The 9,165-nt window shown below is 38.6% G+C and carries 13 protein-coding genes and 2 pseudogenes; 6 read left to right on the top strand and 9 right to left on the bottom strand.

What is annotated here, in order from left to right; translation table 11 throughout:
* Positions 1–633 precede the first annotated feature (633 nt).
* The 6 genes and pseudogenes from ACFSX5_RS19535 to ACFSX5_RS19510 all read left to right on the top strand — a co-directional run bounded on the left by ACFSX5_RS19535 (position 634) and on the right by ACFSX5_RS19510 (position 5,266).
* Positions 634–852: a hypothetical protein gene (locus tag ACFSX5_RS19535; protein ID WP_386835777.1), complete on the top strand. Its 219-nt coding sequence runs from the start codon at positions 634–636 to the stop codon at positions 850–852.
* Positions 853–985: 133 nt separating this feature from the next.
* Positions 986–1,920 (top strand): annotated as a pseudogene (locus ACFSX5_RS19530) (amino acid permease).
* 1,020 nt (positions 1,921–2,940) lie between these two features.
* Positions 2,941–3,192 carry a hypothetical protein gene (locus ACFSX5_RS19525; protein ID WP_386835775.1) on the top strand — a complete coding sequence of 84 codons (252 nt, stop codon included), beginning with the start codon at positions 2,941–2,943 and terminating at the stop codon, positions 3,190–3,192.
* A 371-nt stretch (positions 3,193–3,563) separates the two neighbouring features.
* Positions 3,564–3,821 carry a hypothetical protein gene (locus ACFSX5_RS19520; protein ID WP_386835773.1) on the top strand — a complete coding sequence of 86 codons (258 nt, stop codon included), beginning with the start codon at positions 3,564–3,566 and terminating at the stop codon, positions 3,819–3,821.
* Between the two features lie 703 nt (positions 3,822–4,524).
* Positions 4,525–4,719 carry a hypothetical protein gene (locus tag ACFSX5_RS19515; RefSeq protein ID WP_386835771.1) on the top strand — a complete coding sequence of 65 codons (195 nt, stop codon included), beginning with the start codon at positions 4,525–4,527 and terminating at the stop codon, positions 4,717–4,719.
* 205 nt (positions 4,720–4,924) lie between these two features.
* The gene (locus ACFSX5_RS19510) at positions 4,925–5,266 is read left to right on the top strand and encodes a hypothetical protein (protein WP_386835769.1); all 342 of its coding nucleotides are present in this window, start codon (positions 4,925–4,927) and stop codon (positions 5,264–5,266) included.
* A 478-nt stretch (positions 5,267–5,744) separates the two neighbouring features.
* Here ACFSX5_RS19510 and ACFSX5_RS19505 read toward each other — a convergent pair whose 3' ends face one another.
* The 9 genes and pseudogenes from ACFSX5_RS19505 to mnmA form a co-directional block, all read right to left on the bottom strand.
* Positions 5,745–5,885 (bottom strand): hypothetical protein, encoded by a 141-nt coding sequence (locus ACFSX5_RS19505; protein ID WP_386835767.1) that lies wholly within the window; start codon positions 5,883–5,885, stop codon positions 5,745–5,747.
* A 40-nt stretch (positions 5,886–5,925) separates the two neighbouring features.
* Positions 5,926–6,078, bottom strand: a complete 153-nt coding sequence (locus tag ACFSX5_RS19500; protein ID WP_386835781.1) for a hypothetical protein — start codon at positions 6,076–6,078, stop codon at positions 5,926–5,928.
* Positions 6,078–6,380, bottom strand: coding sequence for a lyase family protein (locus ACFSX5_RS19495; RefSeq protein ID WP_386835765.1), 303 nt, complete (start codon positions 6,378–6,380; stop codon positions 6,078–6,080). Before ACFSX5_RS19495 ends, ACFSX5_RS19500 begins: the two co-directional genes overlap by 1 nt.
* Positions 6,381–6,463: 83 nt before the next feature.
* Positions 6,464–6,697, bottom strand: a complete 234-nt coding sequence (locus ACFSX5_RS19490; RefSeq protein ID WP_386835763.1) for a lyase family protein — start codon at positions 6,695–6,697, stop codon at positions 6,464–6,466.
* A gap of 231 nt (positions 6,698–6,928) precedes the next feature.
* Complete coding sequence (locus ACFSX5_RS19485) at positions 6,929–7,123, bottom strand: hypothetical protein (protein WP_386835761.1); 195 nt, start codon at positions 7,121–7,123, stop codon at positions 6,929–6,931.
* Positions 7,120–7,320: a DUF489 family protein gene (locus tag ACFSX5_RS19480; protein ID WP_386835780.1), complete on the bottom strand. Its 201-nt coding sequence runs from the start codon at positions 7,318–7,320 to the stop codon at positions 7,120–7,122. Before ACFSX5_RS19480 ends, ACFSX5_RS19485 begins: the two co-directional genes overlap by 4 nt.
* Positions 7,238–7,588, bottom strand: a complete 351-nt coding sequence (locus ACFSX5_RS19475; RefSeq protein WP_386835759.1) for a DUF489 family protein — start codon at positions 7,586–7,588, stop codon at positions 7,238–7,240. Before ACFSX5_RS19475 ends, ACFSX5_RS19480 begins: the two co-directional genes overlap by 83 nt.
* A gap of 371 nt (positions 7,589–7,959) precedes the next feature.
* Entirely contained in the window at positions 7,960–8,382 is a 423-nt protein-coding gene (locus ACFSX5_RS19470; RefSeq protein ID WP_386835757.1) for an aminomethyltransferase beta-barrel domain-containing protein, read from the bottom strand.
* Positions 8,343–9,050 (bottom strand): annotated as a pseudogene (gene mnmA / locus ACFSX5_RS19465) (tRNA 2-thiouridine(34) synthase MnmA). Before mnmA ends, ACFSX5_RS19470 begins: the two are co-directional and overlap by 40 nt.
* Between the last annotated feature and the right edge of the window lie 115 nt (positions 9,051–9,165).

Raw genomic sequence — 9,165 nt, 5'->3', positions numbered from 1 at the left:
AAGCGGGTGCATCTGTACGGTTGCTCAATATCAATATTGCAAATTAGAACCTAATGCATTGTATTTGAGTAAATCGCTAATTTAGCGCTTAATTAATGATATTTAATGCTGTAATTTTTTAGCCATATTTTTCTGTTTTTCTCGATGATAAATGTTTCTCATTTCATGAATACATAGATGAGTGCAATTATGATTGATCATATGGTTTATATTTCATGTTAATTGGGTATTAATTAAGCGGACATGAAGAGCATCTTCTTCAACTTATTCATGAATGAGATATGATGCTTGCGGCTAAATAGTTTTGATTAATAAAAAATAGATTTTAGCGTGTTGAGAAGGGATCTAATACCAACATTTATAGATGAGGTGAATCATTTAAATTATTAATTTCAAAATAACTTTTAGAAAATGGAACTTTTAAATTAAAGCATTTTAAAAATAATTTATTGATATCAGGCAATGATAACGGCTGTTATACATTGGAGTAAGGATGACATGACTCAAAATAATGAAAAGCAACTTCTGCAAGGAGATCTGCTGGCAGTCAACATATGACGCAGCAGGATGAAGAAAAGTTACAACGTTCTTTGACCAATCGTCATATCCAGATGATCGCCATTGGTGGTGCAATTGGTACAGGCCTATTTTATGGGTTCTGGTAAAACCTTGAGTGTTTCGGGTACTTCAATTGTTTTAACTTATTTAATTATCGGTTTTTTCTTTTTCTTTGTGATGCGGGCAATGGGTGAGCTATTGCTGGCAAATACTAATTTTAAGACCTTTGCTGATTTTGCAACAGCGTATATCGGCCCTTGGCAGGTTTCTTTCTGGTTGGTCCTATTGGTGTAACTGGATTATTACCGCAATTGCGATGTGATTGTGATTGGGGGTATATGCAGTTCTGGTATCCTGACGTTCCTGTTTGGATACCTGCATTTACCTCACTGGCAATTTTAACCATCCTGAACTTTGTCGCGTTCGTATGTTTGGTGAGTTGGAGTTTTGGTTCTCTTTAATCAAAATCTCCGCCATTATTCTGTTTATTCTTGCAGGGATTTATTTAATCAGCACTGGCTTTACCTCGCCGAGTGGTGTCAAAGCTTCGATGAGCCATGTATTTGAACTCAATCAATGTTCCCCTATGGGTTACTGGCTTTTTAGCAGGCTTTCAGATTGCGATTTTGCCTTTGTCGGTATTGAACTGGTCGGAACCACTGCAGCCGAAACCAAAGATCCACATAAATCATTGCCTAGAGCCATCAATCGATTCCATTACGTATTTTGTTGTTCTATGTCGGTGCCTTGGTTTGTATTATCGCAGTGACCTCTTGGGCAAAATCTCACCAGAAAAAAGTCCTTTGTGGAAATGTTTTCCTTGATTGGATTGCCGATTGCGGCGGGATTGGTCAATTTTGTGGTGGCGACGTCTGCACTTTCTTCGGCAAATAGTGGGATTTTTTGCGACCAGCGCGTATGCTTTAGGTTATCTCTAGACAATGATGCGCCGAAAAGTTTTAGTAATTGTCAAAAAGAAAAGTGCCGATTCGCGGTCTGATCTTTTCCATGACTTGTGTCACGATTGGAACCTCGATTTTATTTATTGTGCCGAATGTCATGACAGCATTTACCATCATTTCAGCATTGACTTCGATTCTATGTATTTTTACCTTTATGCTGATTATTTTGTCTATATCTGCTATCGGAAAAATTCCCGAGTTGCATCAGCAGTCTAAATTTAAAATGCCAGGTGGTTTGATTATGGCATGGTTCACCATGTCATTTTTGGTATTTACCATTGTGATCTTAGCTTTAGATCACGATACGCTGATTGCGCTGGCTTTTTCACCAGTATGGTTCATTGGTTTGCTGATCGCATATCGTCGTAAAAGAAAAAAATGCTGCAACTCGATCTGTTAAAAACCAGAACGGTGGATTATGTCTAAGTTGGGTTAATCTATCGCTGTTTATTCATTTACAAGGTGCTAAATTTTTCCAAAAATGTTGCCGAGTATTAAGCATGAATGCGATTGTTTGATCCCGCCTTTATTCTTGTACAAGAATAAGGTGATTTAGAGATAAGTTGCTGGAAATAAAACTCTTTTTGACCGTGTGATCAAAAGTAGAGTGAGTTAAAAAAAATGATATCTTCAGTTTGAGCTTGCGCTTATTTTAGGTGGCGCAGCCAACTGGAGCATATACCTAAGGCTGCGCATTATTTCACATTTACAGTGATTGGCTTCTTCGGATATACCAGCAAGGTGTTAAATACGGTAAGTTTGTTGGTGAGCAAGATTTTAGAAAAGAGGAGGACATCGCTTCTTTTTATAGTATAAGTGCTTGTATGGAATATTTAAGAACAAAGTGTATGCTGGAAATGATGAGTATGGCAAGCATAAACAATAGTCAGAAAATAGTTAATATTTTAACCAGTCTCTGCATGAATATTAAAGCCATCAGCTATTCTAAAAAAAGTTCTAGTCGGTTTTTTACCCATTATTTTATGTATGAGTTGTAGTAATGGTCAGTCTGCAGCACAGACGAATCAGATACTGAAGGGTTTGTGAAAAAATTGAATCCACAGCATCAATTTAAGGTGCATGGCTGTGCAATTAATTATAACGGCACAGATCTCTATATGAGTTCTACTGTAGAACCTGGCTCAAAGCATTGGGAAAAAATTATAGAAAAGTGGATAGTACAGATGGAGCTAATTAACCATTTATATATCTATGATGATATAGGCGTTCGCTTGGTTGAGAGAAAAATGACAAGCAAATTGATAGTTTTCGTTTTCGTTTAGAACGTCCAGCACATGATATTAAAAAAGAAACCAATGCCGAATAGAAGCAGAATTGAAGAAAACCTGATACGGAACAAGTACGGAGTATATTTAAAGATGGGATTGATGTAGAGGGTGTACTTGTCGGTGCATACCCTATGCATGATGAAATTAGAAGTAAATTCCATTCAAAAACACGGGTGAGCTACAATCTCATGGCGGATTGTAATGAAAATCAAAAAGGTGACGTATTTGGAATTGAGTTAAGTACCAGTTTTAATGATCCTGAAGTGATTGATCATCTGTATTTTTATAATTACTTTGATTCGATGAGTGAAGAGCAAAAAAAGGCTCTAGGACGTAGAACTGATGAGAATGGTAGAGAAATTTGTGGTGATATATGGATGTAAAAACTATGAAAATTGTTCCAAGTTACTGTACGTCAGAGGAGTTGGAGGAGGAAAGGAAAAATGTTCATAAATAGCTCTTTCCCAATAAATATTTGTGTAAAGAGGGCGAACATTTAGTAAACGTATTTGGCTGTAAAAGTTATGAATATCCTAAAAAGGTTTATTAAGTTTTTACCCATGATTTATGTATGGGCTGTAGTAACGGTCAGTCAACGGCACAATCAAGTGTGGATACTGAGGGATTTATCAAGAAATTAAACTCACAACATCGTTTAAGGTCCATGGCTGTGCAATTAATTATAACGGCACAGATCTCTATCTGAATTCTACTGTAGAACCTTGGCTCAAAGCATTGGAAAAATTATAGAAAAGTGGATAGTACAGATGGAGCTAATTTAACCAATTTATATATCTATGATGAGATTGGCGTTCGCTTGGTTGAGAGAAAAAATGATAAGCAAATTGATAGTTTTCGTTTCCGTTTAGAAAGACCAGAGCACGATATAAAGAAAGAAACAGATGCAGAAATTGAAGAAGAGCTAAAGAAACCTGATACGGAGCAAGTAAGAAGTATCTTTAAGGATGCGATTGATGAGATGGCGTACTTGTCGGTGCTTATCCATGCATGATGAAATTAGAAGTAAATTCCATGAAAAACACGGGTGAGCTACAACTTTACGACAGATTGTAATGAAAATCAAAAAGGTGACGTATTTGGAATTGAGTTAGTACCAGTTTAATGATCCTGAAGTGATTGATCATATGTATTTTTATAAATTATTTTGATTCTATCAGTGATGAGGAGAAAGCGAGACAGCGTAAAGCATTCTGTGAAGGCCCTGATCGCGATCATCCTATTTTAGGCGGCGGTTGTGACGACTATCCTGTGAAAAAATAACTGTATTGAATATGAATAAATTTAAATATTTTTGGAATTCTGCTTATCAGCTTTGTATGTATCAGTTGCAGTAATGCCCAGTCAGCAGGGCAACCAAGTGCTGATACAGAAGGATCTATCAAGAAATTAAACCAGAAGCATCAATTTAAGGTGCGTGGCTGTGCAATCATTATAACGGCACAGATCTCTATCTGAATTCTACTGTAGACCCTTGGCTCAAAGCATTGGGAAAAAATTATAGAAAAGTGGACAGTACAGATGGAGCTAATTTAACCATTTATATATCTATGATGATATAGGCGTTCGCTTGGTGAGAGAAAAAATGATAAGCAAATTGATAGTTTTCGATTTCGTTTAGAACGTCCAGCACATGATATTAAAAAAGAAACCGATGCAGAAATTGAAGAAGAACTGAAGAAACCAGATACCGACAAGTGAGAAGTATCTTTAAAGATGCGATTGATGTAGAGGGTGTACTTGTCGGTGCTTATCCCATGCATGATGAAATTAGAAGTAAATTCCATTCCAAAACACGCGTGAGCTACAACCTTAAGGCAGATTGTAATGAAAATCAAAAAGGTGAGCCATTTGGAATTGAGTTAAGTACCAGTTTTATGATCCAGAAGTGATTGATCATCTGTATTTTTATAATTACTTAGATTCGATGAGTGAAGAGCAAAAAAAACATTTATATAGAAGAAAAGATGAAACTGGTAAGGAGGTATGCGACGAATATTTTGATGTAAAAGCTATGAAGGTTGTCCCAAGATACTGCACGGAAAAGGAGTTGGAAGAGGAAAATAAGTAAACTTCTTTTTTTTCTTAGTAGTTGTAATGTTCAGGATGATTTTTAATGAAATACAAGTTGATTTTAATTGTTTTGGTTATTTTTGCGCTGCAAGGCTGTGGCAAGAATATAAGATTACACCTGAAAATTTAAATGTAGCCCATGTTAATCAATTTTATCATCAGGTCATTCATATTTCTGGTGGAAAAGTTATTGATAAGCATAAGCCATTAAATACAGACATCCCAAAGGATCTAGGAGTTGAGGTTCGACCTGTTGATGATTTAGATGGATATAATAGAATAGAAATTAAGGAACTCCAAGGTATAAAGGTACATTTACAGTTCATATCTCAGCTGGGTTTTACGCTGGCGGGGACGCTGAAATAGACAAAAAATACACTTTTATAGTTCAAGAGTAATTGAATAGTCATAGTTTAAGGGTTTGGTATGAATTTCACATTTATCTTTACTCTATGTTTCGCTTTAATGGGATGTAGTCGAAATTATCAAGTACAACCTAGTGAATTACCAATCGCTCATATGAATAAAATTATAGTCAGGATATTACGATTACAGGTGGAAGAGTTATAGAAAGAAGTTTTGAGATAAAAACAACTTTCCAAGTGATATGGGGGTTGAAGTAAAGCCGATTAATACAAATGATATAAGTGCGTATAATAAATTAAGGGTAGAGGAGTACCAAAATATAAAGGAGCCTACGATATCAGTATTTCTGTGGGTTTTTATGGGGCGGGGGATGATGAGTGAGTAAACCTACAAATTTGTTGTGAATTAAATGTTTGGACACTAACTTTCCTAATTATAAAAAGCAGAGCCGAAGCTCTGCTTTTTAAGTCAATCAGTTTTAGATTTTGCTGATCAAGTCATTGATTTGTTTTGCTTGTTCATCTGCATTACCCGTATAGGTTGCAGGTGTTAACTCAGCTAGGCGAGCACGCTCATCAGCTGGTACTTGTGCAAGTTCATCACCATTGACGAAGTTCACCATCATCTCACGTGTCATTGCTTGACCACGAGTAAGTGCTTTAATTTTTCGTATGGCTTTTCAACATTGTAGCGACGCATACAGTTTGGATCGGCTCTGCAAGAACTTCTTGTGCTTGATTTAAATCTTCGTCTAAACGTGCAGCATTCAGTTCAAGTTTACCAACGCCTTTTAAGCAGGCATCAAAAGCAATTAAGCTTTGGGCAAACCAACACCCATATTACGTAATACGGTTGAGTCAGTTAAGTCACGTTGCCAGCGTGAAACAGGCAGCTTTTCACCTAAGTGACCTAAAACAGCATTGGCAATACCCAAGTTACCTTCAGAGTTTTCAAAGTCAATCGGGTTAACTTTATGCGGCATGGTTGAAGAACCCCTTCGCCATCTTTTAACTTTTTGTTTGAAGTAACCGAGTGAGATATAGCCCCAAACGTCACGGTTAAAGTCGATCAAGATGGTGTTGTAACGGCGTAGAGCATCAAATAACTCAGCCATATAGTCATGTGGCTCGATTTGTGTGGTATACGGGTTGAAGCTTAGGCTAAAGACTCACGAATGCTTGTGCATGTGCAGCCCAGTCATTTCAGGTAAGCAGAAAGGTGAGCATTATAGTTACCGACAGCACCATTGATCTTGCCGAGTAATTCAACATTTTCAAATTGCTTGATTTGGCGCGCTAAACGATAAGCAAACGTTTGCCATCTCTTTACCCAACGTGGTAGGGCTTGCCGTTGACCATGTGTACGAGACAACATCGGTTGTTCAGCATGCGTTGTTGCCAAAGCAGAAATCGCATTGAGAAGTTGCTTCATACTTGCAACTAAAACTTCACGACCATTTTCAACATTAGCGCATGAGACAAGTTGTTGATGTCTTCAGAAGTACAGGCAAAGTGAATGAATTCGCCTGCATTTTGTAATTCATCAATATTGGCAATTTTTTCTTTAAGGAAATATTCAACCGCTTTACATCGTGGTTCGTAGTGCGTTCAATTTCTTTAATGCGGTTTGCATCTTCTTCAGAGAAGTTTGAAACGATTGCATCTAAGCTGCATTGGTTTCATTTGAAAACGGTGCAACTTCAATGATTTCTGCACGATTTGCAAGTGCTTGTAACCAACGCACTTCAACCGTGACACGAGCGTGGATTAAACCAAACTCAGACAAAAAAGGGCGTAGGGCATCGCATTTGCTAGCGTAACGTCCATCAAGTGGCGAGAGTGCGGTTAAAGCATTCATACAGATTCCTTAATTTTGGAATAAACATAAAAATAAATTCGTTGTAGCATCGGTCTATACACCTGATACTGCAAACGAGCGAGAGCTTGAATATCTTGCAATAATTTGCGTTTACTAAAGATCATACTCCATGAGCTGCCACCGAGCTGCTTCCATAAATGTGCAAGTTGTAAGCCTGTAAAGAGGCATGCACGAATACGGTGGTATGATTGATATCTTAAATGCTTCGGCATTGCCACGCACTAAAATACGTGGATTGATCTGTCCAGCAGTTTCTACATAGGTCTGTGCGAGATTGGCAATGATGCTTGGGTGCAGATAGTTATTATCGAAAAATGAGAGTTGCTTTAAGATTTTTTGCTGTGCTGTTTCGATGATTTTGACGTATTCGGGATTGCTGTAGACTTTCTTTTCCAGTTGCAATAAAGCCATTGCATAGGACATCGGCAGTTTAGCCGTAGACATTTTTGGAACACGGGATTTGGGCGCGGTATTAAAAGGCTGAGTAATACAGCCTTCTATGTTTTTAAGCCGAGTGAAATATCAGCAAGTTGATTAAAGAAATCTAGGGTTTGCGTAGCATTGTTGGCAGTCGGTCTAATATTCAGGCTGGCTTTGATCAATAGCTCAAATAAAATTACCACTATCACCAATGCTTTGCTGGCCAGCCATTGCAGTCATATGTGTTAACTGAGTTGCCTGAAAGACCGCAGCCAATGCCAGAGCACGGTTTCTGTCTAACATTCAACGCTTGAGTGTGCTGAAAGGGTACTCGACCATGCTTCGCTTCCAATTTCCTTAAATAAAATCTGGTTCAGGTGCATTGGTATGGTGAATCACCCACCGCCTAAGCAAACCTCTCCAGAGTAGAACACCACGCTTTGTCCTGGAGTCACAGCGCGTTGCGGCTCATCAAACTCAACCCGAATGCCATGTTCAGTCTGTTCATCGCGATAAATTGTACACGCTTGATCTGGCTGACGATAACGGGTTTTCGCTGTGCAGCGGAATCCAGCCGATGGAATGTCCTGTTTCACTGCAACCCAATCAATCGACTCGCTCCAAAGCTGTGTACTTTGCATCAATGGATGTTCATGTCCTTGACCAATCACTAGTCGGTTATTGGCAATATCTTTATGGAGTACGAACCATGCACCTTCTTGTACACCTTTCATACCACCGATACCGATACCACCGCGCTGACCCAGCGTATAGTACATCAAGCCATGATGTTCACCAACTTCTTTACCTGATTCCAAAACATTTTTCCAGCTTGTGCAGGTAAGTATTGTTTTAGGAAGTCAGTAAAGCGACGCTCACCAATAAAACAGATACCGGTGGAGTCTTTTTTCTTGGCTGTTGCTAAATCCAGTTGCTCTGCAAGCGACGCACTTCGGGTTTTTCAATTTCACCCACAGGGAACAAGGTCTTGTTAATTTCTCGACCATGAACCGCATGTAAGAAATAGGTTTGATCTTTATTATTATCGACACCACGGAGCAATGGCGCATAGCTTTCGCCACGTGAATTTTGTAGGCTCGCACCACGACGTGCATAGTGACCTGTGGCTATAAAGTCTGCACCCAAGGTCATGGCATGATCGAGGAAGGCGCGGAATTAATTTCTTTATTGCACAGAATATCTGGGTTTGGTGTGCGACCCGCAGCGTATTCAGCCAAGAAGTGTTCAAAAAACACGATCCCAGTATTCCATGGCAAATTGGCGGTGTGCAGCTTGATAACCATCTTATCTGCAACCGCTTGTGCATCTGCTAGGTCTTCTAATGCTGTGCAGTAATCCGTACCATCATCTTCTTCCCAGTTTTCATGAAAAGACCTTCAACTTGATATCCTTGTTGAAGTAATAATGCGGCAGAAACGGAGGAGTCTACACCACCAGACATACCGACGATGACACGTTGTTGCATCTAATTAAGCGTCCAAATGAGAAGTTAATGAGGGAGAAAAAGGGTGCTCATAAATAAGCGATAAAGGATATTTTTTGCCAGCCAAGGCATCTTTAACAGCTTTAAAACCAATGGG

Origin of the sequence: Devosia albogilva (genome assembly GCF_042685625.1) — a bacterium.
Lineage (GTDB): Bacteria > Pseudomonadota > Alphaproteobacteria > Rhizobiales > Devosiaceae > Devosia > Devosia albogilva.
The sequence above is the reverse complement of the archived record's forward strand: the minus strand, read 5'-3'. Positions and strand labels throughout refer to the sequence as shown.

Bases quoted from the DNA above. Each gene is read 5' to 3' on its own strand.
- ACFSX5_RS19485 (WP_386835761.1), bottom strand. From the start codon at position 7,123: ATGAATGCTTTAACCGCACTCTCGCCACTTGATGGACGTTACGCTAGC.
- ACFSX5_RS19490 (WP_386835763.1), bottom strand. From the start codon at position 6,697: ATGAAGCAACTTCTCAATGCGATTTCTGCTTTGGCAACAACGCATGCT.
- ACFSX5_RS19510 (WP_386835769.1), top strand. From the start codon at position 4,925: ATGTTCAGGATGATTTTTAATGAAATACAAGTTGATTTTAATTGTTTT.
- ACFSX5_RS19495 (WP_386835765.1), bottom strand. From the start codon at position 6,380: ATGGCTGAGTTATTTGATGCTCTACGCCGTTACAACACCATCTTGATC.
- ACFSX5_RS19475 (WP_386835759.1), bottom strand. From the start codon at position 7,588: ATGTCTACGGCTAAACTGCCGATGTCCTATGCAATGGCTTTATTGCAA.
- ACFSX5_RS19525 (WP_386835775.1), top strand. From the start codon at position 2,941: ATGCATGATGAAATTAGAAGTAAATTCCATTCAAAAACACGGGTGAGC.